Consider the following 22,059-nt stretch of genomic DNA (forward strand, 5'->3'; position numbering starts at 1 on the left):
ACATTTGCAACACAAAAATCCGAACAAACTAGAAAATCCCATCTAAATGTGACATTTGCAACAACAAGGTGAAAGGGTTGCAGACTAGGTGAAAGGGTTGGTGAAAGGGTTAAATGGCGTTATTATGCCAAACGAAAGGATCGAAGGCATTTTTTACCCATTGCGAAAAATTTGTCAAAAAAAGTTAAACAGTTATACGGGGAAAAAACCGGCCCAACCCTTTCACCCTTTCGCTTTTTGATAAAAACCAATCACGGTGAACCAACCACTAATGATTTTGAATCAGACATCAGTCCGGTAGCACCATCGAATCGATCTGATCATAAATCAGTTTTTCTTCTGCGCAGTGGCCCATTTTCCCGCCACTGAATGCAAAGTTCCCAATGACCTGTCCGTCTCGCTGTTTAACCGCCGTCGCAATATCATGATGTACCTTGTCACTGTTTCGCAGATCGGCAAATTGCTGAAAAGTGATGATGGTAACCTGTTTTCCCGAAAAATCTGCGTTTTGAAGAAAGGTATTCATCGCTGGTACGGCATTGCTTGCCCAGATCGGCTGCATTAAATAGACATCCGTTGCGCCAGTGATTTCATTCCAGGGGTTGCCCTGGAGTTTTGATCCTTTTTTAAATAGCGCCTGCAGAAAGTTGCCTTTTTTCTGCTCCCGCAATTCAATTATCTTACCACCGAGACGTTCATTTAAGCGTTTTGCACCACTTCTGGTATTGCCATCTTTTGAAAAAAAGACGATGACTACGCGATTATCACTAACCATATTGTTCCTCCGTTAAAAATAATAAATTCAGTGTGCCTGGCATCTGGGTGAAATCAAGCCTTCCCGTTTCAGCGCTCGGATCCGGTTGGCGTGGGTATTATCGACGGCCGGAGGCGCCACTCCGTCAAACTCCATCATCAGATTGACCATCGTTTCGGCGTACAGCCCCAGTTTGATCAGGCAGGAATTGCCGTCGGTATACAGATAGTCTTCGGCCAGACTGCCCATCCCGGCCAGCACCGGAAAGTGATCGTTTAAAAAAGCGTAGTTTGATTTCATATAACATCCCCTCAATGCATGCGTAATCGTTCGAATTGATTTATTGTATCATTTAATGTCGTAGTGGGAAAGATTTAATCAGGTTTTGGGACAAATAAAAAACACAGGATTTTACGCCTGTGCTTTTTTCTAAAATGAATCCGCTGATTTCGGTCCAAAGCTTTTTTACATATGTTCCAGCAGCTGAATCTTTAACCCATTGGGGTCGGTGATAAAGCAAAACTTGATGTGCGGAGCCGGCTGAAACGGGCCGCTGTGCAGGGCAATACCCTGCTCTTTTAACGCTGCCATGGTTTGATCCAGAGATGCCACTTCAAAGCCCAGCGAAATACTGGCGCCGATGCTAAACTCCGAGACGGCCTGATTGCAAACCAGTTCCAGCTTGGTTTCGCCGTCCCCTAAAAAGGCCAGTTCCATTCCCGGGCCAGCCGGCCGACGGCTCTCTACCGTCAAACCGACGACATCAGTATAAAAGCGAATCGATTCATCCAGATCTTTAACCGTGACGGTTACCCATGATAAATTCATAACGTTCTCCTTTGCGGATGTAAATTTTATTTGCATCAGTTATTTTAGCTATTGTAGCATAAAATCGATCTTTGCAAAAGTGGATCAACCGTATTGAGTGGCGGGATTTTTTTCTGTCATCATTACAGAGATTTTTTTATTGACAAATGCGTTTCCAGCCTTTAAAATATAAAATATCACATGATATGTATCGCGCGTTACATATCGCCTGTATTTTTGAAAGGACTACACACCATGCCTCCTAAAATAAAAATCAAAGAAGATGCCATCCTCGATGTGGCGCTGGAAATTACCAGAACATCCGGCATCGAAGGGTTAAATGCCAGGGAAATTGCCAGAATTCTGGGTTGTTCGATCCAACCAGTCTTTCGGACATTTCAGAATATGGATAATTTAAAAACGGCCCTTTATCAAAAGGTCGAGGATTATTTTAATACCTATATGCAAGATGGCATGAATCATCGTATCCCCTTTTTAGGGATGGGCCTGGCCTACATTAGTTTTGCCAGCGAAGAAAAGAATCTTTTTAAGCTGCTGTTTATGTCCGAGGCGCTTCATGTTGACAGCCCGATGGATATGATTTCCGGGGACGATAATCAGGAAGTGATCGAAATGATTGCCGGGATGACGGGGTTAAATCACGACCATTCCAAAAAACTCTATGTTGATATCTGGCTGTTAACCCATGGGATTGCCTCGCTGGTGGCAACCAATCAATGTCATTTCAGTCACGATGAAATCGAAGCGATCCTGATGGATACCTTTAAAGGTTATCTGAATTTATTTACCATGAAAGAAGAGGAACAATCATGAGACTATTTTTTTCAAGCCGTCACCCTTTGCGCACTGCCATTCTGCTTGGACTGCTACCGATTTTATTTGCCACGGCCGCTGGCGTCATCAGTGTTGTGTTGGCCTTCAATGAGACCCAAACCCTGATTGCCCAAACGCTATCTTTTGGCATCTCAATTCTACTGGGTCTGTTGCTGGTGGCCCGGTCGAAACTGGGGTTGGAGGCCTTTGGTTTCAGAGGCATAGAGCGTCACAGCAGTCCGGTGGCTCTGTATTTTCTGCCACTTTTAGCGGCCGAACTGCTGCCTTTTTTGAACGGCTTTGATCTGAGCCTGTCACTGACCCAAGTTGGGCTTCTCTTTATCTTTGCCGCCGTGGTCGGGATCAACGAGGAATTATTTTTCCGCGGCCTGATGTTTAAAATCCTCCAGACAAAAAGCGTGAAATATGGGGTCATTGCCTCTTCGCTGCTGTTTGGCATCGGTCATGCCTTTACCGCCCTCAGCGGCAGCGATCCGCTGTATGTGCTGATTCTGATTGTTTTTGCCGGACTGTTTGGTCTGATCTGTGCGGAACTGGTGGTCCTTACCAAAAGTATTATCCCCGTGATTGTCTGGCACGGCCTCCACGATTTTATTGCCAACATCACCCTGGAAACCGGAACTGTTTTAAATATGACGCTGCTGCTGGTTCAAACAGCCATCCTCTGCCTGTATGCGGTATTCTTATGGCGTAAGCTGCAGTTTGAAAAAGTGGATGTTACCGTAGAGGTTGAGTAAAAAGTAAATAGAAAGATCCAATTCAAAGTCGGGTGATAAACCCGGCTTTTTTTGCTGCCCAATTGCCCCGTGATCCTATTTTCGACAATAGGCAGCATTTTTTCGTAAACATCAGTATCTTATCCTCTTCCGCGATTATTCCGCTATACTTTAGGCACTTTTTCCACTATACTAAAAACGCTAACATCATTGAATTTAAAAGAAAAATCAAATCAAAAAAGGAGAAACCATGAAAAGAAACATAATCCTGTCCCTGTCTCTGGCCCTTGTCCTGTTGGTTGGTTGTCTGGCCCTCGCCGGATGCACTAGCGCCAAAAAAGACGGTGCCCAGACTGAAACCTCGGATGCCATCGTCCCCACTGATTACAGCCAGAGCGAACACTGGCTCAATGTTCCCACTGAAATAACCAAAGAGGTGGATGTTTTCTACCTGTATCCCTCCGCCTGGGCCAAGGTCAATGCTGACGATCCGATTATCTGCGAAATTGACAATCCGGTCATGCTGCAGCAGTCCAAACTGGCCTTTGACCGACAGGCAACGACTTTTGAAACCTCTGCCAATATTTTTGCCCCCTTCTACCGTCAGGACGACGCCGGCTCGACCCTGGCCATGGATTTTGACGAACAGCAGGACATTGTTAAGGGCGTACCGCTGACCGATGCCACCGCCGCCTTTGAATACTATCTCGAGCATTACAACAATGGCCGGCCCTTTATTCTGGCCAGCCATTCTCAGGGTTCCAACGTGATGATCTATATCCTGCAGGATTACATGAAAGAACACCCGGATGTTTATAAACGGATGGTAGCCGCCTATGTCCTTGGCTATTCCATCACCGACGATTACCTGGCCGATAACCCTGACCTCAAATTTGCCACCGGTTCCGGCGACACCGGGGTGATTATTTCCTACAACACCCAGGCCCCAACTATTGAAGGCTCTGATGGCGTAGTTCTGCCCACCGCCCATGTGATCAACCCGATCAGTTGGACCACCGCAGAAACGGTCGCGCCAGCCTCGGACAATCTCGGTTCGCTGCAATTAAATACCGACGGGTCCGTGGTTAAAAATGCCGATGGCAGCCCGGTTAAGGTGATGAACTTTGCTGATGCCCAGGTCAATAACACCAAAAATGTCCTGATCTGCAGCACGGTCGATGTCAATCAATATGCACCCGGCGGTGGCACCTTCGGCCGCGGCGTTTTCCATTCTTTTGATTTTCCGTTTTACTATTTTAATCTTCGCGCCAACGCAGAAGAACGGGCGGCTAACTACCTGAAAGAACATAAATAAGTCGTTGTTACCGCAAATCTTAAAAGCTACAACAGTACCGACAATTGTTACATCATGTTGTACGCATCGGAGCGGACACGGCAGAGCCTGTCCGATTCCGCGGCGAACAACAGATTAACAATTGGTCGGTACTGTAGTTTATCGATAACCTCACTCAATTCTGTACTGGCAGAATTGAGTTTTTTTTAATTTTTATCATTTTTTTGATTAGCATGAATATTCACCGGCGAATTGGTTATAAATATAACGCAGTGTCAAATAAGAATAACCAACTGCAAAAAGAGAGTAACTTGTTAGGAGAAATCAATGAATAAATATGGAACACTTAGAGAAAAAAAAGGTAACAGCCTGATTGAATTTCCGGATGATTACGTTATTATCGATATCGAAACCACCGGTTTCAGTCCCCGAAACTGCGAAATTATTGAGATCGGGGCTGTCAAGGTCCGCGACAATAGAATCGCCTCCGTCTTTCAGATGCTGATCAAACCAAAGAACCCGATCAGTTCTTATATTACCAATTTGACTGGTATCACCAATCACATGCTCGCGGATGCCAGCCCCATTGCCGAGGTACTGGATGCTTTCGTTTCCTTCATTGGCGACAATATTTTAATTGGCCATAAGGTTAATTCGGATGTGAATTTTTTGTATGATCACTGCAAAACCAATATCGGCCATGATCTGACCAATGATTTTATTGATATCCGGGAGCTGTTCCGGGAACGGCAGCGCTCGGTTCTCAATCAACAACTGACCTCCCTGTGTGAAAAATGTGCCATCCAGAACACCAACGCCCATCGGGCCTTATCCGATTGTCTGGTCGGCAATAATCTGTACCAGTCGTTAAAGTATCATGACGGTTCCATTGCCTGTGTGGAAGAGCTGGATAGCCTGATCCTGGCCACAGAGTTTAATCTCAAACATTCTCCCTATAAAAAGAAATGTCAAAATCTGTCTGCCCCGATTGAGAAATTTGCGCAAATTTCCTTATAATTGCAAACCGCTATTTTCTAATTTTCCCCTCTAAAAAGCGGAGCTGATCTTGATCAGTTCCGCTTTTCGTTTTTGCTTTTTTAATGCCTTACCGCTATTTTCCAACTTTTCGTTCAAAGGCAGCCAGATGACTTTCAGATGCTTTTTTCAGAGATTCAAACACAGTCCGGACGGTGTCTGGCAGTTCCTGATCCAGAAAACGGTTATACATATCGATGTTCATAATCTCCGCCTGAACCCCGATAGCATAACTCTCTTTCAGTGATGCCGGCAGCACAACCTTGCTGGCAGCGTCATTAACCGGTACCGCAAAGCCATTGGCTTCAAAAAGCGGTGTCAACGAGGCAATGTGTTTAGCTTCAGCTTTGACAATATTGGAATAAGGTCGAATCGCGCCGTAGGTTTCAATGATTTTGGCATATTCGGCTTCGGCAGCATATTCATCCTGAATGGCATAGGTCAGCATTTCCTCCAGGGTCAGGTTGTCATCAGCTAGCGCCCCGGCTGAGCCATAGGCTGCCTCTTCCGCCATCACAGCACCCATGGAACCTATTAAGGTGAAAGCCAACAGCAGAACGGTCAGTAATTTTGATAAACGTTTCATTTTACACATCTCCTTAAGATTTTTTAGGCGTTTGCGAAACGGTTGATCGCTTCGAAGCGTCTTTTTTATTTCTGAGCTCATCATAATATCGATCTGTGTCAATCGGGTGTCAGAAACACACGAACCATTTGGGGTTCGATTATTTTCAGTTTTGTTTAAGCAAACCTGCTCTGAATCAGCAATCGTCCAACTATATATGTAGTAGCCAAATCAATTAGTCGTGAGTATTCAGAAAGTTGAATTTTCGCTTGCAATCAACCACCATCTGATTTACAATGTAAACAATAACATCTCCGATAATAGCAAACCTGATGAAAGTCAGGGACGCAAAGCCACGGGTCTAAGGCATTATGCTACGACAGCCGGGTTGCCGAAGAGGGCGCAGTTGATAATGCTGTATGCCTTTCCAGGCATACAGTTTTTTTTATGGAGATCAGCAAGAAAGGAGTCTTTTTATGAAAAAAAGATTAATTCTCGTTTTGGTCCTGGCGCTGGCGCTTTCCGCACCGGCAACTGCTTTGGCTGCGCCAAAGAATTCAGACAAATCTAGCGGTAACGCATCCCCTAAAAAGGATATTATTGTCGCCCCTGCTCCGGTTCCTGAACCGGTGGTGGTTCCGGTTGAAACCAGCACCCCTGACAGCACGGACACAACTGTTACTGATCCGGTCACCGACCCCGTTGAAGATGTGACCGCCGAAGAAGTAACCTCCCCAGAAGTAAGCAAGCCCGGAAAAAAACCGGCCAAACCGCAACAGGTCTTCAAGCAGGAACTGAACGAACAGAAAAAAGAACTGACCCAACAAAAAAGCGTTTTAGCTGAAGAAAAAGACGCCCTGGAAGCCGAAATGGCAGCCCTCCTGGCAGCTGGCGACACGGCCGGTGCAGAAGCGCTGCAAGCCGAGCTGGACAGTCTCAAAGCCGAGCTGACCGGACTCCAGTCACAAATCAAACAGATCATCAATCAGCGCTATATGGTGGTGAAAACCATGTATACCGATGAAGAACTGGCTCAATTTGAAAGTGTTTCGGCCCTGATTGAAAAGATGCTGGAAGACGCCAAAGCCCTGGATGCCGGTAGTGTTACCATCAACAATCAGTTGATTAAATTTGACGCGCCGGTTTACATCAAAGGCGGCGACATTATGGTTCCAGTTAAAGCCATCACCGAAAAACTGGAAGCTGAAGTGGTCTTTAATGAAGAAACCAAAACGCTGACCATCACCAAAGACACTGCCGTGATCGAAATCACCGCTGCTGGCGTCACCGCCACTATCGATGGCACCCCAGTGGACATCACCGATCGAGTCCAGGTAACCTGCGGTCGCACCTTCATTCCTCTGGATCTGCTGGCTTACATCCTGAATCTGGATGTAAGCTACGATAGTGACAATGAAATCATCGATGTTGATGTACCGATTGATGAAACCACCGATCCAGCCACCGAAACGCCAGTTGATGATGGCGCGACTGAACCAGTCACCGAAACTCCGGTTGATGATGGCACCACTGATCCAGTCATCGAAACGCCGGTTGATGACGCCACCACTGATCCGGTTACCGAAACTTCGGTTGATGATGGCACCACCGATCCAGTCACCGAAACTCCAGTTGATGATGGCACCACCGATCCTGCCCCTGAAACTCCTGTTGTTGAACTGACTCCAGACCCTGTCGTACCGGAACTGGAACCCGTTATTTAATTCATTTAATTAAGTAATCTGAATAAAGATATCTGGCAAAAGCAATTTTGCTGATATAGATTTTCTTCTTCTTTGACCAACCTGAAACACTCATTTCAGGTTGGTCTTTTATTTTTGCATAAATTAAAACCACCGGCACTGCCGATGGTTAAGGTTGTCGATAAACTACCGTACCGACCAAATATTTCTATTAACTCTGTTCAGTAAAAAGAAATACAGACATTTTTTAGCTTCGGAAGACTTTCATGGTCTGTTCCACATCCGCCTGCATGGCGACCCGACCGATCTCGGCGATTTCATCGAAGCGCAGGTCTCGGCCGGGGTTTTGCTCGTAACAGGCTTTAACTGCCTGACCGCCGGACAGCGACATATAAGTGAAATAATTAATTTTTGAAATTCCTGCAGCGATGGATTTCCGGAAGTCAGCGGCACTAACGCCGGATCCGCCGTGCATCACCAGCGGGACATCCACCAGCTCGTGAATCGCACCAATCCGCTCAAAATCGAGACAGGGTTCGGCCTCATAAACGCCGTGGGCAGTGCCAAAAGCAATCGCCAGCGCATCCACCCCGGTGGCCTCCACGAAAGCTTTGGCCATCTCGGGATCGGTGTAGCATGCTGCCGGGGTCAGATCTTTTTCCTCAGGATCAGCAGCCCCACCACCTTCCGGCCGCAGCACCCGTCCCAGCTCGGCTTCCACCGAGACGCCCAGATAATGAGCCACCCGGACAATTTCCCGGGTGTTGGTCAGATTTTCCGCGTAGGGCAGTCTTGACCCGTCATACATCACCGAGGTGAAACCCATTTTCATGGCGTGAAGCAGATAGCCCAGGTCTTCGCCGTGATCGAGATGGACGCAGACCTCCACCCGGGCCTGGTCGGCCAGCCGAATCATTACCGGGCCGATAACTTCCAGCGGAATCAGGCTCTCATGGATCTGAGCATGCATAATGATCACTGGCTGGTTTGCGGCTTCGGCCGCCGCGATCACCGCCCGGACGCTTTCCAGATTGAGCGTGTTAAAAGCTCCCACCCCTGTTCCGTCAGCCTGAGCCCGTTTTAAAATAGTCGTCAGATTAACACGCATGATTTTCCTCCTTAATACTCCGACAGGCCACCACATCCACCCCGGTACCGCAGATGTTCGGGATCACCACATCCCCCATCAGGCAGGGTCCGATAAGCCTGGTTTTGCGGATGACATTCATCGCCAGAGCCATATATTTTTTAGGAATCGGGGCGGCTGTTTTAACCGGCAACAGATAAGCCTTATCTCCACATTCTACCATTACCGTACTGGTTAATGTTCTTTCTGGCGTGGTGATCTCCTTTAGCGCAAATTTTTTACCTCTTTTACAGCCTTCTCCCTCCACACTGTCCAGAACACCCTTTTTTAGATGAACCGTGATGACGCATTCCTTGGGACAGGTGGTGCAGCAGACTTTTATGTCAGTATTATTGATTACGTTCTTGTTCATTTTAATTTCTTGCGGCTCCTGATGCATTATTTCACCTCCCGGACGGATACGGTTATGGATTGTTCTGAACCATTAAGCCCATTTATTTCCTCTGGCTTCAGCACCACCGTTTGCATTACACTGGGCTTAAAGGCCTGAGGTTTACCCTGATAAAGGATTGTTGTGCCAGCTTGAATCACAACCGCGGCTTGATCTAAGGGTTTTCGCACCCTGAATAAAATCCGGATTTCCTTTTGTAACAGGATGGTCAGCTTTGCCGGTACGGTGTAACTGACATTTTCTCCGGGTTCGATCGTGATCGTTGTTTTATTTTCGGACGGTCTGTTTTCACTGACCGCCGCTGCCTTTTGCTGCAGCGCGTAGGCCGCGGCAGCGGTTCCCGCCTGTTCGGCTTCCAGCGTCACGTTGTCGACCAAATCATGGACATGGAGAACGTTTCCGCATGCAAAGATTCCCGGCTGGTCGGTGGCCAGCTCTTCGTCGACCAGCGGGCCGTTAGTCCGGGGATTCAGGCTGACTCCGGATTTTTGGGACAGTTCATTTTCGGGAATCAGACCAATCGACAGCAACAAGGTATCACAGGCAATCACTTCCCGGGTTTCCTCTATCACCACGAAGTTTTCATCAACCTTAGCCACCTCGACTGCTTCCAGATGCGGATAGCCGATAATATTTGTTACCGTGGTTGACAAATGCAGCGGGATATCAAAATCGTCCAGGCAATTTTTGATGTTCCGGTATAGCCCGTTGGCATAGGGCATCAACTCGTAAACGCCCAAAACCAGCATCCCTTCAAGGGTCAGCCGCCGTGCCATGATCAGGCCAATATCGCCGGAACCGAGAATCACAATGCGTTCGCCTGGTTTACGGTTTTCGATGTTGACATAGCGCTGGGCCAGCCCGGCGGTCAGTACCCCGGCCGGTCGGGAGCCAGGAATTTTAATGGCCCCCCGGGTCCGTTCACGACAGCCCATCGCCAGCACAATCGCCCCGGCCGCCAGAACCAGCATACCGTCTTCGTTCATCGCTTTCACCTGGCGCTCCGGGGTCAAATCAATGACCATGGACTTTAAATAAACGTCGATACCGGCCGCCGCCACCTGGTTGATAAACAGCTCGGCGTATTCCGGTCCGGTAAGTTCCTGCTTGAAATAACTGAGGCCAAAACCGCTGTGAATGCACTGATTGAGAATCCCCCCCAGTTCGTCGTTGCGTTCGATGATGGCGACGGTGGTGCCCTTTTCCTTGGCTTTGAGGGCCGCCGCCATGCCGGCTGGGCCACCGCCGATGACGACCACATCATAGTCTAACTGTTTCATTTCACACCTCCCTTGACCGCTCCGCAGAGCAGTTGGGATCCGTCATCTTCGAGACAGATGTCAGAAACCGGCAAGCCCAGTTCCCGGCTTAGAATGGAAATGACTTTGTACTGACAGAAACCGCTCTGACAGCGTCCCATCCCGGCCCGGGTTCGGCGTTTAATCGCGTCCAGGGTGTGGGCCGGGATCGCCCCGTGGATGGCGTCGACGATTTCGCCTTCGGTCACTGTTTCACAACGGCAGACAATCCGGCCATAGGCAGAATTGTGCTTGATCAACGCATCCTGTTCGGCAATCGATAACGCATCAAAATCGGTCGGTTTCTCCCGATATGGATTATAATCCGCTTTAGGCACCATTTCCAGTCCGGCATTATCCAGCAGATCCCGGACCTGTTCGGCAATCGCCGGGGCCGAGGCCACCCCCGGGGACTGAATCCCGGCGGCGTGGATGAAGCCTTTGACAGTCTGGGATTCGGCAATGTAAAAATCATTGTTGTTGTCCAGCACCACCGGCCGCAACCCGGCAAAGGTGTGGATGATCTTACCGGCGTCGAGTTCCGGTAAAATCTTATGCACCCCGTCGATCAGAGCCTGGATCCCCGGCGCATAATTGTTGACGGCTTCCTTGTCATCCATCATCGTCGCTGTGGAACCGACGATGGTGTTGCCATGCACCGTGGGAATGCAGGCAATCCCCTTGGTTTCCGGTCCGGGACATGGAAACATCACCGTTTGGGGCTTATTGACCATATCCTTATCCAATACCAGTAGATCGCCATGGCGCGGTTTCATCTGGTATTCGGCAATCCCGACCAGCCTGGCCACCTCATCGGCATGGTTGCCGGCGGCGTTGACGATATAATCGCAGGTATAGGTAGTATCCGGAGTTGTGATCACAAATCCATCCTGCATTTTGTTAATGGTTGTTACCGGCTGACTGGTCAGAATATCGACGCCGTTGGCTTTGGCATTTTCAGCAAAGGCGATGGCCACCTCAAAAGGATCAACCACGGTGGCCGTAGGGGCATAAAGCGCATGTCTGGCTTCGGCAGCCAGATGGGGCTCGCGGTTGCACATCTGCTTGGCATCGATGATGGCCAGATCTTTAACGCCGTTTTTGATACCAAATTCCAGCTTGTGTTTTAACACCGCTTCATCGGCATCGCTAAATCCGATCACGAAGATCCCCGGATTGATAATCCCGAAGTTCAGATCCCTGGCCAGCTGCGGATAAAGATTGGCGCCCCGGACATTGATCTTTGCTTTCAGGCTCCCCGGGGTCGGATCATAACCCGGGTGAACCACCCCGCCGTTTCCTTTGGTGGCCCCGATCCCGATATCAGTGCCCCGCTCCAGCAGGGCCGCTGTCAGTTGATATTTTGAACATTCATGGGCAATGGCCGTACCGGTAATACCGCCGCCAATGATAATAATGTCGTAATGATTCATTCTCTTTTCCTCTCGTAAATGGTGTGTGTATTTTACGCCGTTGTTTATTCTGCTTCGTAGGGGCGGGTAGAACCCGCCCGCAGACGTCCGTCTTGCAACCCATGTTCCGTTTAAACACCCTACCGCATCAGCATTCCGCCGGTGGCATCGATGGTGGTTCCGGTAAGATAAGACGCCGGTTCTGAAGCCATAAAGACGACGATATTGGCGATGTCTTCCGGCTGGGCCACCCGACCGATGGGAATCCGGCTTTCGTAATAACCGGGGTTGGCGGCGATGTTGTCGCGGATCATGTCGGTGTCGACCACCCCCAGGGCGATGCCGTTGACGGTGATCCCTTTGGATGACAGTTCCCGAGCCATTGAAATGGTCATGGCCACCATCCCGGCTTTGCTGGCAGCGTAGTGGGCGTGACCAGTGGTAGAACCGTTAAAGGCCGCCTGGGAATTAATGTTGATGATCCGCCCGGGCCGCTGCTTGGCCAAGTTAATTTTAGCAAAATACTGGGAGGTCAGAAAGGGTGCTGTCAGATTGACATCGATGGTCTCTTCCCAATCTGATAAGGGAATATCCTGAATCCAGCCAGTCAGCCAGATCCCGGCGTTGTTGATCAGAATATCCAGATCCCCCAATAGTGCTTCGGCTTCCTTCATCATCACCTGGATATCATCGGCATTATTCATGTTCGCCCCCAAAGGATAGGCTTTTACCCCCATCGATTTGGCTTCTTCCACCACTTCCAATAATTCTTTCGAGGATTTTCTGGCTGTGACTACCACATTAACCCCTTCCGCCGCCAACCCCAGAGCAATCGCCCGGCCCACCCCCCGGGAACCCCCGGTGATGATCGCGTTTTTTCCTGTTAATTTCAAATCCATTTTAATACTCGTCCCAGATCCCATCCAGGGCATTGATGACCTTTAAGTAGCGGTTGTACTTCTTTTCGTACATCGCCCGCTTGTCCGGGTTGGGCACCGCGGTAAAGGCGATTTCCACCATCACGTCCGAAGCCGCCTTGAAGCTTTCGTAGGCGCCAGTGGCGACCCCGGCACAGATGGCTGCCCCCAGGGCCCCCAGTTCGGTGCATTCGGTGACTTCGATGGGCACCTGCAGAATATCGGCAAACATCTGTACCCAAACCCGGGATTTGGCCACCCCGCCAGCAATCCGGATGCTTTTGGGGGCCTTCCGATATTTTAATAACTTTTCAATATGATATTTGTGGCTGAAAACAATCCCTTCATAAACGGCTCGCAGCATATTGTCGCGGTTATGATAACTGGACAGCCCGACAAAGCAGGCTTTGGCGTTGATGTTGACATTGCTGGCATAGAGAAACGGCAGGAAAACCACACCGCAATCTTCATCGGCGACACAGTTGACACAATTGTTGGAATACTCATAGACGTCCTGCTCTTTCAGGTCAATGTCCCGGAGGATTTCGGTTAAAAACCATTCCAGATTGCTGGCCGAGGTCGGGCTGCCTTCGAGGATCATCCAATAGCCGGGAATCGGATAAATGGAGGTCATAAACAGATCCTTGTCCACCACCGGTTGCTTGCTGATATACTCGTTGATGCTCCAGGTACCGGCCACCACGCACATCTTGTCTTCGTCAGTGATCCCCACGGCCATTGCCGAGGCGTGAATATCCATACAGCCTCCGGCCACCGGGGTGCCTTCTGCCAGACCGGTCAGTTCAGCTACTGCTTTGGTGACGGTACCGCAGACTTCGCCGGAATAACGCAACGGCGGCAGTTTATCATAAATGCTTTCCAGCCCCATATCGGCCAGCAGCTCCCGATCGTATTTGACATCCCGGACATTCATTAAACTGGAACCGGACATATCAGCAATTTCGCCATAGGCTTCCCCGGTTAAGCGGAAACGGATGTAGTCCTTGCACATGAAGATCCAGCGGGTTTCTTCCAGCACCGCGGGTTGATGATCCATAAACCAGCGCAACAGGGTGGTCGGCTGTCCGGCAAAAACGCTCTGCATCGTTTTCGGTAAGATCCTGTCGTGGGTGCCGTCGTTCTGCCATTTGATGACGTATTCCCGGCCCCGGACATCGGTGGAGATCATCCCGTTGGTGGTCTGAGTGCCATCGGCCCGGACCAGATAGAGGCCGTTGCCATGACCGGTGGCAGCAAGCCCGATGATCTCGCTGCCGTCGATACCGGCTTTGGCGATCACTCCTTTGATGGCTTTGACATTGGCCTGCCACATTTCTTCGACGTTACGCTCGGTGAAGCCCGGTTGCGGCTGATACATCGCAGTTTTGGAACTGGAAATAGCGACCTCATTGCCTTTTAAATCATACAGTGCGGCCTTAATCATGGTGCCGCCATTGTCCAGACCCAATAAATATTTTCCCATTTTGTAACCTCCAATTTATTTTTTGAATTTTAAACGATTTGCTTGTTCGATGTTTCGGACGATTGATAATGACCATGGGTCAGACCCTCGCCCCGACAGTATGATGCAGTACGTTTTTGTTTTTGTTTTTGTTTATGCTTTACATCGTTGTCAATCATCGGTTCGTAGGGGCGGGTAGTACCCGCCCGTAATCCCCCTGCTCACCAAAAAAAGTCCTGCTTAATAAATGCGACATATCATCACATTTATTAAGCAGGACTCACACAATTACCATCCGGCACATTCTATTTTGTTTTATTATAAATTCATTGCCACACTACCACAGCGACTTGTCGCTGACCGTCAAGCCTTTAAAGCCGCAGGTTTTGATCTTGTTCATCATCTCCCGGTCGCGGATAAAGCCGCCGGCCAATAAGGGAATTTTTGCCACCGCCGTCAGTTTTTGATAACAATCCAGAGCCATAATCGCTGGCAACAGCTCGGCGCCATCAACCCGGGAACAGTCAATAATTTTAAGGGCTGTCTCAAAAGAACGCGAATCATGAAGAAAAAATCGCTGAAAGGTTACCAGGCCACATTGTTTTGCCATCCCCAGCTTGCCACTGTCGGTTGACATGACCCCATCGACATGGTAATAGTTTTTTAACAGTTTCATCCCCACATGGTCTTTTCCAAAACCGCCCAGCAACTCCAAATTGATAAGGGCCTTTTTATCTTTAGCGTGAACCAGTTTGACCAGCTCCTGCAGATTGGCAATATGGGCTTCGGTCAGCAAAACCACCTGGGCCTCGCTGTTTAGGGCAATTTCCAGATCATTTAGCCTGCGAATGGAAGGAATAACCTGAAATTCTGAAAAATCAATCCAACTCATTTTATCTCCTCATTGCCTAGATCATAGCACAGTGAGAATGAAACCGTCAACATTTTTTTATATGGTGAATAGCCCTGCTTCACTTGCATAATTACAAGGTGCTACTTATCTTTTAAAAACTCACTGACGATGGTTTTGTAAATGAGCGGCTGTTCAATATGATGGAGATGGGACGCGCCGGGGATCACTGCCATCGAGCCCCGGGGAAAGGCCATTTGAAAATCCTTGACCATTTTGACTCCGGCTTCATCGTTGTCGCCACAGGTTAAAAGTACCGGCACCGGAATTTGAGGGAGCCGGGGCATCAGATCAAACTGCTTGAGCTTGCCGTTGACCGTGAATTCGCTGGGACCCCACATGGTTAAATAAACATCCATATTCAGTTTACCAAATGAGGCCATTACACTATCCGGCCAGGGATCCAGGCGACAGAGGTATTTTTCGTAATAAGCGCCAGTGGCCATCTCGTAGTCGGCGCCAAATTCCTGATTCTTTTCGGCTTCAATGATGATCTTCTGGATCGCTTCGGGCAGATTAGAAATGTTTTCGATGGCACATTCCTCCCACAGCGGGGTGCTCAGATAAGGCGCCGAAAGGATCAGTGCTTTGACAAACTGCGGCTGCTTATCCAACATATAGGCACAAATCAGTCCGCATCCCCAGGATAGCCCCAGCAAGATCACCTCACGGAGCTGTAAGCCCTGAATCACCGCATCCAGCTCGGAGACAAAGTATTCCAGGGAATAATCATTATTATTATCAGCCCGATCCGAGTTTCCGCTGCCCAGCTGATCATAGAAATAGACCGGTCGGTCCTCGCTGAAGTCAGAAAGAATTTCCGGCGTACTTACAAACCCCGGGCCGCCGTGAACCACCAGCAGCGGTGTTTGTTTGGATTCTTCGCCATAAACTGAATACCATATTTTCTTGCCCTGATAGCTGATATAATCTTCTCTCATCTTGACATCTCCTTTTTTCCAAGTGATTTTTAGGTAATTGCAAAAGTTCCGTGATGATTCGCCACTGTTTTAAGTCTTTGTTTAAACTTACCCTTTTTATTTTCAGATTAACAATTTTGGGGGTCCTGACGATTTCAGGTGCGCAGAGTGGCTACCAGTCGATCGGTGTTAAGCAGCAGATCCAGGGCATCCAGCGGGCTGCTGACGACAATATCCGCCGCCAGCAGCGACGGCACGCAGCAGCCTTCTGTTCCCATCACCACAATCGCCAGCCGACTTTCGGCAAACATTTCCCGGTCATTGTTACCGTTGCCGATGGCAATGTTAGTCGCACCGCCTAGCGCCTCGACAAATGCTTTTTTCTTTTGGGAAATATTATCCTTGGCAAAAATCTCAATCGTCACCGGCAGGTCACCGCATTGCTCCCGCACCAGCCCAAAGGTATCGGCAGTGAGAATATGCACCTCTACCAACTTCGCCAAAGCGACCAGCCGTTCTTTGAGCCCTGCCACCAGATAGCCATCAACCGCCAGGGTGCCATTATAATCAAAGGTCACATGCGCCACCGTGATGGGCTCGTGACCGGGAATTTCCAGATTAATCATTTTTCACCTCTCCGTTTTCATCATATACATTTAAGACAATCACCGTGGCGGCTTTCTTTTGACAGTCTTTTTTGAGCCGGTTGCACATCACCTGGTAAGCCGCTGGGTTGAGTCCCTGGGGCGGGGTGTTGACGATAATTAGTTTGGGCCGGCGGATCCGGGCCATGCCATATTCCAGCCGGATGTATTCGGCATCGCTGAGGTCGCTGATCCGGGTTTTCAGTTTATCATGAAGACCCATCATTTTGGCCACCATGTTGAGTTTTACCCGATTTTCCCGGATCTGGAGCAACATCGCAATCAGCACCGTGCTGACCCGAGTTTTGGCCTGTCGCAGGTGAGGATTTTCAAAGATAATGGCATATTCCTGCTTGCGCAGCCGTTTTAACTGCTCCTGTTTGTCGCTGGTAAAGGTGATCCGGTTAAAAATCAGCCGTTCGTTAGGTTCCAAAGACAGGCCCGATATTTTTTTAAGAAAAGTACTCTTTTCAGCTGGGGATGCAAAGGTTTTTTCCTTAAAGCCGTTCTTTTCCACCGCAAACGTGCGCTTGCCACCTTTACGGATCTGCAGCAACGAAAAATCCCGGTAATTGTCCAGCGACTGACCGGATTTTTTAAAGACCTCCAGCATCGCCAGGGTCATGTCATTGACCAGGGCAAAATCTTCCAGTGAAAAGACGCCATCCAGTTTGTTGATCAGTTCCAGGGCACCAAATACTTCGGCTTCGTCAATCCCCAGTGGCACCGCAATTTCGGAGGTGATAGTCAGACCCATGGCCTGGTTCAGACTACCAACTGTCAACCGGTATTGTCGGGAATCCTTGATATACAGTGGTAATCCCTCAAAAACAGATTGGGCGGCAATCCCCTGGCCCGGCCGCAGTTTCAGCTGATAAAGATCCTCCGCTCCGGGACTTTTGATGATCAGCGGATAAATAAAGGGGCCCCGGTCATCTTCATCTTTAAACCAGATAATTGCCGCCCTGGCTTCGGTTACCAGCAGGATCTCGTCCAGGGTGGTACTGAACAGCCGGGGCAGGGAGGTGATTTCGTTCAGCTTTTCCTGGAAACGGACCATGCATTCGTCGTGGGTCAGCCGCTTCTCAGCCGTGTAGTCGTTAAAAAGCCGGGATTTCAACTGGCTGGCGGTTTCCCGGATGACCCGGGCCCCTTCCAGATTTCCGAATTCGTCAAAATTCACCTCAGCAAAACCGTGAATATCAATAAAACGCTGGGCCGCGTAGCGATTAAGGGGGGCCGTTCGGCTGATATAAGACACATAGCTGGCCTTGCGGGTGGGGTCATTGGCATGGACAATATACTCAAAGCGGTCGGTTTTCAAGGCTTCCTTCTGAATCTCAGTCATGGTATACCAGCAGTAGGGCTGGGCATTGACACAATAGGCATTGGTATTCTCATCAAGCCGGTTGATATAAACATATGTCGCCAGATTGCCGCCTTTGGAGTGACCGAGGATATTGCGTTCACCCAGAATTCCGGCCATGTGCTGATCATAAAAATCGATGGCCTTATGGTGATGGACGGTGACAATACCCAACGACGCGATCAGACAGCCGCCCCAGTCCAACACAATGCTGGTGGGATTCATCTGTTCACAACCACTGAAAATAACCGCCCCGTTATTTTCGCGGTCTACCAGGGCGATACCCACAAAGCTGGTTTTATTCTTATCAGCAGTATTGCCGTAGGAACCATAATTGTCGTTGACATAGCCGGTAATCACCACATCACCCAGATTGTCGCTGGATGCGTAAATCCGTTTAAAATGAGCCTGCCGTCTTTTTTTGTATTGGTACCCATTTGCTGAACGGCTGATAAAACCAGGATAGATTGAATAGCTGCATTGTTCCACCAAATCGATATATTCATCCAGCTTCATCGGGGTTTCCCGGGTAATCCGATTTTTGTATTGCGGCGGCAAATGAAAATAAACTAGTTCCAGCAACAGGTATTTTTCAATGTCCAGCAGGTTGCTCATTTTCAGGCTCATGGTATTCCTCTTTTCTAATGATTATCCTTAGTTAACGAATCATATCATAATCAGCTGCAAATTAAAAGCTGACGTTGTGTCAAAAGCGCACAACTCCCGGTTATCCGATGCTTTAAAGCGTTAAAAAGTGACCCGTTACTAAATAATTACTGCTTCCGATTATCTGCATCGGTACGGATTTTATAGCGCAGCGGATAAAAAAAATCTTCAATCCGCGTTGCAAATGCAACTTTTTTTCCGGATGAAGTGCTGTATACTGTCGCCATAGCAAGTTACCAACACGCTTTGATATCTGAAGCGACGACAATTCGATTGGATATGATCCGTTACACTGCTATTTTATCTGGCCACAAGGTTTATCCCTTTTGACGGGATAAAATCAATTTACAAATTTATTCGCGAGAGGTAAAAAATGGAAACGAAAAATTATTTTGCGCCACCGGAAATTATCGATGTGGCCGTCGGTGTGGGCATTAAAAAGGTCTCAACACCTTATTTGAAGGAATTCATGCTGGCCATTCTGGCCGGCGTATTCATTGGCTTTGCTTCTGAAGGCTCGACCATGGCGTCCTTCAATCTGTTGGCTGATCCCAGCACCTTTGGTCTGGGACGCGTCCTGGCCGGCGCCATATTCGGAACCGGTTTGATGCTGGTCATCATTGCCGGAGCCGAGATGTTTACCGGTCAGACCCTGATTATCGCCGCGGTGCTTGACAGAAAAGTCAAACTTGGTCGGATGCTGTCCAACTGGGGGCTCGTCTGGATTGGCAACCTGGTCGGCGGATTATTTCTGGCCTATATGATGGTCAATTCCGGTCTTTTGAACAGCGGTGACAATCTGCTGGGCGCGATGACCATCAAGATCGCTGCCGGTAAGGTGGCACTACCCTTTATGTCGGCCTTCTGGCTGGGCCTGATGTGTAACTGGTTGGTCTGCCTGGCAATCTGGATGTCCTTTGCTGCTAAAGATATAGTCGGCAAAATTCTGGCTATCTTCTTCCCGATCTGGCTGTTTATCACCTCCGGGTTTGAACACAGCGTGGCCAATATGTATTATATTCCGGCCGGGATATTAGCCAAAGCCAATCCCAAATGGGTTGAAGCGGCCCTGGCCAATGGCGTCACCCCTGAAAAACTGGACGCCCTCAACTGGACCTCCTTTTTTCTCAACAACGAACTCCCGGTCACCCTTGGCAATATCGTTGGCGGTGGTATTCTGGTCGCCGGATATTACTGGTTTATTTATAAATCTGGTAAGAAACCGTCCGATCCCCCTACCCCAAACTAGCGGCTGATCGGTCAAACAACAAAAGTATCCGGTGATTCACAGCGTTCCAAATAAAAAAAATATTTTTTATTCATGTTGCAAATGCAACTGTTATTTCCAATAACCTGATATATAATGTAATTATAGCAAGTTACCAGAACGCATTGAACCCTGAATCGATTAAGATTCGGTTTCGATGAGATCTCGTCACAGCTGCCCCTTCATCTGTTTCTTCGGATTCAGATGAAGACGATTTCTTATTTATTTTCATTGTTGTCTGTTTTTTTCTGACGATTATGGGTATAACAAAACTGTATGAGAAATTTTCAACCCCGGTTCATCCCCGTCAGACGGGATAACATAGATACAAATTTAGTCGAGAGAGGTAAAAAGATGAAAGATATGTTTTGTTTTCAATGTGAACAAACTGCCAAAGGAACTGGATGTGAGGTCAGCGGAGTCTGTGGTAAAACACCACCCGTTGCTGATCTCCAGGATAAGTTAGTCGGTGCATGTATTGGATTGGCTAAAGCTGTTAAAAAAACAGCCGCTACTGAAGCCACTGATGCCTGTATCAAAAAAGCCCTGTTCACTACTGTTACTAATGTCAGTTTTGACGAAGAAAGCTTAAAAGTCATGGTTGACTGTGTCGACAAAATGAAAGCCGAGCTGGACCCTACTGCGGTAGATTACGATATGGCAAAACTCTGGGATGACAATGAAGACATCCGTTCTTTAAAAACTCTAATCTTGTTAGGCGTTAAAGGGGTTGCTGCCTACGCTCACCATGCCGCTATTTTAGGATATAAAGATCCAGTCGTTGATGCCTTCTTCTACGAAGCTTTAGACGCTGTGGGCTCGGATTTAGGAATGGGCGAATTGTTACCACTGGTACTAAAAACCGGGGAAATCAACCTGGCATGTATGGCCCTGCTGGACAAAGCCAATACCGAAACCTATGGTACCCCAGTCCCAACTGAAGTTCCTTTAACCATTGAAAAAGGACCTTTTATCATCATCACTGGTCATGATTTACATGATTTAAAATTATTACTTGAACAAACCGAAGGCAAAGGCATTAACATTTACACCCATGGCGAAATGCTGCCCGCCCACGCTTATCCGGAACTTAAAAAATATCCTCACTTAAAAGGAAACTTTGGAACCGCATGGCAGAATCAACAAAAAGAATTTGCCGCTGTCCCAGCTCCGGTTCTGTTCACCACTAACTGTATTATGCCCGTCAAAGAAAGCTACTCTGACCGCATTTTCACCACCGATATGGTTCAATACCCAGGTATGATCCATGTTGGTAAAGAAAAAGATTTTGCCCCAGTGATTGCCAAAGCGCTGGAACTGGGTGGATATCCTGAAGATAAAGAAATGACTGGCATCAATGGCGGAAAAACACTGTTAACCGGCTTTGGTCACGGCACCGTTTTAGGCGTTGCTGACAAGGTTATCGCTGCTGTTAAAGCCGGCGATATCAAACACTTCTTCCTGGTTGGCGGCTGTGACGGCGCTAAAACCGGACGTAACTACTACACCGAATTTGTTGAAAAAACTCCAGCTGATACGGTTGTCTTAACCCTGGCCTGTGGTAAATACCGCTTCAATGATCTTGATCTGGGTACCATTGGCGGCTTACCTCGTCTGATGGATATGGGTCAATGTAATGATGCTTACTCAGCCATTCAGGTTGCTGTTGCTCTGTCCGGTGCCTTTGAATGTGGCGTTAATGACTTACCACTTAGCATGGTATTGTCCTGGTACGAACAAAAAGCCGTTTGTATCCTGCTGACCCTGTTACACCTCGGCATCAAAAACATCTTATTGGGACCATCATTGCCAGCCTTTATTTCACCAAACGTATTAAACGTTCTGGTTGAAAACTACAACATCGGACCAATCACCACACCAGAAGCTGACCTGGCAAAATTACTGAGCTAATCTCAACTTCCAAAAATAA

General features: G+C 48.4%; 21 protein-coding genes and 1 riboswitch. Of the genes, 7 read left to right on the forward strand and 14 right to left on the reverse strand.

Annotated features, from left to right (window positions below; all coding sequences use genetic code 11):
- Window positions 1–289: 289 nt before the first annotated feature.
- The 3 genes from ABGU93_RS04955 to ABGU93_RS04965 all read right to left on the reverse strand — a co-directional run bounded on the left by ABGU93_RS04955 (window position 290) and on the right by ABGU93_RS04965 (window position 1,582).
- Complete coding sequence (locus ABGU93_RS04955; protein WP_347412385.1) at window positions 290–775, reverse strand: hypothetical protein; 486 nt, start codon at window positions 773–775, stop codon at window positions 290–292.
- 27 nt (window positions 776–802) lie between these two features.
- Window positions 803–1,054, reverse strand: a complete 252-nt coding sequence (locus ABGU93_RS04960; RefSeq protein WP_347412386.1) for a hypothetical protein — start codon at window positions 1,052–1,054, stop codon at window positions 803–805.
- Between the two features lie 165 nt (window positions 1,055–1,219).
- Window positions 1,220–1,582 carry a VOC family protein gene (locus ABGU93_RS04965; protein ID WP_347412387.1) on the reverse strand — a complete coding sequence of 121 codons (363 nt, stop codon included), beginning with the start codon at window positions 1,580–1,582 and terminating at the stop codon, window positions 1,220–1,222.
- Between the two features lie 216 nt (window positions 1,583–1,798).
- On the opposite strand from ABGU93_RS04965, the gene ABGU93_RS04970 reads away from it, so the two are divergent.
- From ABGU93_RS04970 to ABGU93_RS04985, 4 genes are all read left to right on the forward strand, one after another.
- Complete coding sequence (locus ABGU93_RS04970; RefSeq protein ID WP_347412388.1) at window positions 1,799–2,395, forward strand: TetR/AcrR family transcriptional regulator; 597 nt, start codon at window positions 1,799–1,801, stop codon at window positions 2,393–2,395.
- Window positions 2,392–3,153, forward strand: coding sequence for a CPBP family intramembrane glutamic endopeptidase (locus ABGU93_RS04975; RefSeq protein WP_347412389.1), 762 nt, complete (start codon window positions 2,392–2,394; stop codon window positions 3,151–3,153). The genes ABGU93_RS04970 and ABGU93_RS04975 overlap by 4 nt, the downstream gene beginning before the upstream one ends.
- Window positions 3,154–3,382: 229 nt before the next feature.
- Window positions 3,383–4,447, forward strand: coding sequence for a DUF3089 domain-containing protein (locus tag ABGU93_RS04980; protein ID WP_347412390.1), 1,065 nt, complete (start codon window positions 3,383–3,385; stop codon window positions 4,445–4,447).
- Between the two features lie 306 nt (window positions 4,448–4,753).
- On the forward strand, window positions 4,754–5,443 hold the full coding sequence (locus ABGU93_RS04985) for a 3'-5' exonuclease (protein WP_347412391.1): 690 nt from the start codon (window positions 4,754–4,756) through the stop codon (window positions 5,441–5,443).
- A gap of 94 nt (window positions 5,444–5,537) precedes the next feature.
- Here ABGU93_RS04985 and ABGU93_RS04990 read toward each other — a convergent pair whose 3' ends face one another.
- Window positions 5,538–6,047 carry a hypothetical protein gene (locus tag ABGU93_RS04990; RefSeq protein WP_347412392.1) on the reverse strand — a complete coding sequence of 170 codons (510 nt, stop codon included), beginning with the start codon at window positions 6,045–6,047 and terminating at the stop codon, window positions 5,538–5,540.
- Between the two features lie 291 nt (window positions 6,048–6,338).
- Window positions 6,339–6,422, forward strand: a riboswitch (cyclic di-GMP riboswitch).
- 80 nt (window positions 6,423–6,502) lie between these two features.
- Between ABGU93_RS04990 and ABGU93_RS04995 the strand changes: the two genes are divergently transcribed.
- Window positions 6,503–7,750: a stalk domain-containing protein gene (locus ABGU93_RS04995; protein WP_347412393.1), complete on the forward strand. Its 1,248-nt coding sequence runs from the start codon at window positions 6,503–6,505 to the stop codon at window positions 7,748–7,750.
- A gap of 226 nt (window positions 7,751–7,976) precedes the next feature.
- Here ABGU93_RS04995 and ABGU93_RS05000 read toward each other — a convergent pair whose 3' ends face one another.
- The 10 genes from ABGU93_RS05000 to ABGU93_RS05045 form a co-directional block, all read right to left on the reverse strand.
- Entirely contained in the window at window positions 7,977–8,837 is an 861-nt protein-coding gene (locus ABGU93_RS05000; RefSeq protein WP_347412394.1) for a class II fructose-bisphosphate aldolase, read from the reverse strand.
- On the reverse strand, window positions 8,827–9,255 hold the full coding sequence (locus tag ABGU93_RS05005; protein WP_347412395.1) for a DUF1667 domain-containing protein: 429 nt from the start codon (window positions 9,253–9,255) through the stop codon (window positions 8,827–8,829). The genes ABGU93_RS05000 and ABGU93_RS05005 overlap by 11 nt, the downstream gene beginning before the upstream one ends.
- Window positions 9,255–10,547, reverse strand: coding sequence for an FAD-dependent oxidoreductase (locus ABGU93_RS05010; protein WP_347412396.1), 1,293 nt, complete (start codon window positions 10,545–10,547; stop codon window positions 9,255–9,257). The genes ABGU93_RS05005 and ABGU93_RS05010 overlap by 1 nt, the downstream gene beginning before the upstream one ends.
- A complete protein-coding gene (locus ABGU93_RS05015; protein ID WP_347412397.1) occupies window positions 10,544–11,998 on the reverse strand; it encodes an NAD(P)/FAD-dependent oxidoreductase in 1,455 nt (484 codons plus the stop codon). The genes ABGU93_RS05010 and ABGU93_RS05015 overlap by 4 nt, the downstream gene beginning before the upstream one ends.
- A 119-nt stretch (window positions 11,999–12,117) precedes the next feature.
- Window positions 12,118–12,876 (reverse strand): SDR family oxidoreductase, encoded by a 759-nt coding sequence (locus tag ABGU93_RS05020; RefSeq protein ID WP_347412398.1) that lies wholly within the window; start codon window positions 12,874–12,876, stop codon window positions 12,118–12,120.
- 1 nt (window position 12,877) lies between these two features.
- Complete coding sequence (locus tag ABGU93_RS05025) at window positions 12,878–14,377, reverse strand: FGGY-family carbohydrate kinase (RefSeq protein ID WP_347412399.1); 1,500 nt, start codon at window positions 14,375–14,377, stop codon at window positions 12,878–12,880.
- A gap of 316 nt (window positions 14,378–14,693) precedes the next feature.
- Window positions 14,694–15,248 (reverse strand): glycerol-3-phosphate responsive antiterminator, encoded by a 555-nt coding sequence (locus ABGU93_RS05030; protein WP_347412400.1) that lies wholly within the window; start codon window positions 15,246–15,248, stop codon window positions 14,694–14,696.
- A gap of 101 nt (window positions 15,249–15,349) precedes the next feature.
- Window positions 15,350–16,207 (reverse strand): proline iminopeptidase-family hydrolase, encoded by an 858-nt coding sequence (locus ABGU93_RS05035; RefSeq protein ID WP_347412401.1) that lies wholly within the window; start codon window positions 16,205–16,207, stop codon window positions 15,350–15,352.
- 134 nt (window positions 16,208–16,341) lie between these two features.
- Complete coding sequence (locus ABGU93_RS05040) at window positions 16,342–16,812, reverse strand: ATPase P (protein ID WP_347412402.1); 471 nt, start codon at window positions 16,810–16,812, stop codon at window positions 16,342–16,344.
- Window positions 16,805–18,823 (reverse strand): GAF domain-containing protein, encoded by a 2,019-nt coding sequence (locus ABGU93_RS05045; RefSeq protein ID WP_347412403.1) that lies wholly within the window; start codon window positions 18,821–18,823, stop codon window positions 16,805–16,807. The genes ABGU93_RS05040 and ABGU93_RS05045 overlap by 8 nt, the downstream gene beginning before the upstream one ends.
- Window positions 18,824–19,235: 412 nt before the next feature.
- Here ABGU93_RS05045 and ABGU93_RS05050 point away from each other — a divergent pair, with 412 nt between their 5' ends.
- Window positions 19,236–20,111 carry a formate/nitrite transporter family protein gene (locus tag ABGU93_RS05050; RefSeq protein ID WP_347412404.1) on the forward strand — a complete coding sequence of 292 codons (876 nt, stop codon included), beginning with the start codon at window positions 19,236–19,238 and terminating at the stop codon, window positions 20,109–20,111.
- Window positions 20,112–20,483: 372 nt separating this feature from the next.
- Window positions 20,484–22,040: a hydroxylamine reductase gene (hcp, locus tag ABGU93_RS05055; RefSeq protein ID WP_347412405.1), complete on the forward strand. Its 1,557-nt coding sequence runs from the start codon at window positions 20,484–20,486 to the stop codon at window positions 22,038–22,040.
- Window positions 22,041–22,059 lie beyond the last annotated feature (19 nt).

Origin of the sequence: Acetobacterium sp., from assembly GCF_039830195.1 — a bacterium.
GTDB lineage: Bacteria > Bacillota > Clostridia > Eubacteriales > Eubacteriaceae > Acetobacterium.

What these genes read in the sequence shown, in the direction of transcription:
- ABGU93_RS04960 (WP_347412386.1), bottom strand. Translation starts at nt 1,054, where the DNA reads ATGAAATCAAACTACGCTTTTTTAAACGATCACTTTCCGGTGCTGGCC.
- ABGU93_RS05050 (WP_347412404.1), top strand. Translation starts at nt 19,236, where the DNA reads ATGGAAACGAAAAATTATTTTGCGCCACCGGAAATTATCGATGTGGCC.
- ABGU93_RS05000 (WP_347412394.1), bottom strand. Translation starts at nt 8,837, where the DNA reads ATGCGTGTTAATCTGACGACTATTTTAAAACGGGCTCAGGCTGACGGA.
- ABGU93_RS04995 (WP_347412393.1), top strand. Translation starts at nt 6,503, where the DNA reads ATGAAAAAAAGATTAATTCTCGTTTTGGTCCTGGCGCTGGCGCTTTCC.
- ABGU93_RS05035 (WP_347412401.1), bottom strand. Translation starts at nt 16,207, where the DNA reads ATGAGAGAAGATTATATCAGCTATCAGGGCAAGAAAATATGGTATTCA.
- ABGU93_RS05040 (WP_347412402.1), bottom strand. Translation starts at nt 16,812, where the DNA reads ATGATTAATCTGGAAATTCCCGGTCACGAGCCCATCACGGTGGCGCAT.
- ABGU93_RS04985 (WP_347412391.1), top strand. Translation starts at nt 4,754, where the DNA reads ATGAATAAATATGGAACACTTAGAGAAAAAAAAGGTAACAGCCTGATT.
- ABGU93_RS04965 (WP_347412387.1), bottom strand. Translation starts at nt 1,582, where the DNA reads ATGAATTTATCATGGGTAACCGTCACGGTTAAAGATCTGGATGAATCG.
- ABGU93_RS04955 (WP_347412385.1), bottom strand. Translation starts at nt 775, where the DNA reads ATGGTTAGTGATAATCGCGTAGTCATCGTCTTTTTTTCAAAAGATGGC.
- ABGU93_RS04990 (WP_347412392.1), bottom strand. Translation starts at nt 6,047, where the DNA reads ATGAAACGTTTATCAAAATTACTGACCGTTCTGCTGTTGGCTTTCACC.
- ABGU93_RS05020 (WP_347412398.1), bottom strand. Translation starts at nt 12,876, where the DNA reads ATGGATTTGAAATTAACAGGAAAAAACGCGATCATCACCGGGGGTTCC.
- ABGU93_RS05005 (WP_347412395.1), bottom strand. Translation starts at nt 9,255, where the DNA reads ATGCATCAGGAGCCGCAAGAAATTAAAATGAACAAGAACGTAATCAAT.
- ABGU93_RS05030 (WP_347412400.1), bottom strand. Translation starts at nt 15,248, where the DNA reads ATGAGTTGGATTGATTTTTCAGAATTTCAGGTTATTCCTTCCATTCGC.
- ABGU93_RS05025 (WP_347412399.1), bottom strand. Translation starts at nt 14,377, where the DNA reads ATGGGAAAATATTTATTGGGTCTGGACAATGGCGGCACCATGATTAAG.
- ABGU93_RS05015 (WP_347412397.1), bottom strand. Translation starts at nt 11,998, where the DNA reads ATGAATCATTACGACATTATTATCATTGGCGGCGGTATTACCGGTACG.
- hcp (WP_347412405.1), top strand. Translation starts at nt 20,484, where the DNA reads ATGAAAGATATGTTTTGTTTTCAATGTGAACAAACTGCCAAAGGAACT.
- ABGU93_RS04980 (WP_347412390.1), top strand. Translation starts at nt 3,383, where the DNA reads ATGAAAAGAAACATAATCCTGTCCCTGTCTCTGGCCCTTGTCCTGTTG.
- ABGU93_RS04975 (WP_347412389.1), top strand. Translation starts at nt 2,392, where the DNA reads ATGAGACTATTTTTTTCAAGCCGTCACCCTTTGCGCACTGCCATTCTG.
- ABGU93_RS05045 (WP_347412403.1), bottom strand. Translation starts at nt 18,823, where the DNA reads ATGAGCCTGAAAATGAGCAACCTGCTGGACATTGAAAAATACCTGTTG.
- ABGU93_RS05010 (WP_347412396.1), bottom strand. Translation starts at nt 10,547, where the DNA reads ATGAAACAGTTAGACTATGATGTGGTCGTCATCGGCGGTGGCCCAGCC.